1 protein-coding gene is annotated in these 1,169 nt (G+C 29.8%); it reads left to right on the forward strand.

Annotation, left to right across the window (positions count from 1 at the left end; all coding sequences use genetic code 11):
- A partial coding sequence (locus tag GH681_RS23480) for a hypothetical protein (protein ID WP_228112062.1) occupies positions 1–1,169 on the forward strand: 1,169 nt, incomplete at both ends.

Genomic DNA, 1,169 nt, shown 5'->3' on the forward strand with positions numbered 1-1,169 from the left:
ATATTAAAGACTTGAGAAGCCCAGCAGATGTTATAGACCTAAACAAAGTAATATTGCCTTATATAGAATATAAAGATCCTATACTTCGTAATGTACTATCTGATATGAAAAAGCAGATAGTATCACCAGGTAGAAAAGGATACGAAAACAAATTTGTATTTAGAGGATTAAAATATTCTGTAGGAGTTGGTGGTATTCACTCTGAAAACAAACCTGAGATAATTATTCCTAAGGAAGATGAAATGTTAATAGATATTGATGTTGCATCTCTGTATCCCAGTATGATAATAGAGTATAAATTCTACCCAAAACATTTGGGTTCTGAATTTCTAGAAGTTTATAATCAAGTTAAAGATGAACGAATAGAAGCAAAACATAATGGTATTAAGACTAAAGATAAAACGCTTAAATTAGCATTAAACGGTCTTAGTGGTAATCTACAGAATGAACATAATTTCTGTTATAGTCCTTTCGCAGTAATGCAGATTAGAATAAATGGACAATTACTATTACTTATGTTAGCAGAAAGATTATCTGATATTGGCTGTAGAATAGTACAGGCAAATACAGATGGTTTATTTGTTCTTCTTAAGAAGAATCTGTATGAAAAATTACAAAGTATATGTAAGGAATGGGAACAACAAACGAGACTAACCCTAGAGGAAGATCGTTTTGAAGCTATGTATCAGTATGCTATTAATGATTATATAGCTGTAAAAGAAGGTTATCAAGCAATGAAGAAATTGTTTGAAACTGAACCAGAAAAAGCTCTAAACAAAAAGAAAAAACCTTATACTTCTTTAGATATGATTAAAGATGATTATATTAAAGAAAAAGGCATGTTCATTACTAAGGTTTCACTTGGTAAGGGAATGTCTGCAAAGATTATTCCAGAAGCTATTAGAGATTATTTTGTTGATGGTATTCCTGTAAAAGATACTATCTACAATTGTAAAGATATTAAGAAGTTCCTTACTTACCAGAAAGTAGATAAGAAATTCTCTGTAGAATATAATGGAGAACTGATACAAAGAATCAATAGATTCTATGCATCTACTAATGGTCCTTATTTATATAAATGTAAAATAGTAAATAGAGATGTTGAGATACCGCAATATCTTGTATGTCTCAAAACAGGAGAAAGTATAATAACTACAGATCCAAATCAG

It is taken from the genome of Zoogloea sp. 1C4 (genome assembly GCF_009469605.1).
Taxonomy (GTDB): Bacteria; Pseudomonadota; Gammaproteobacteria; order Burkholderiales; family Rhodocyclaceae; genus Zoogloea; species Zoogloea oryzae.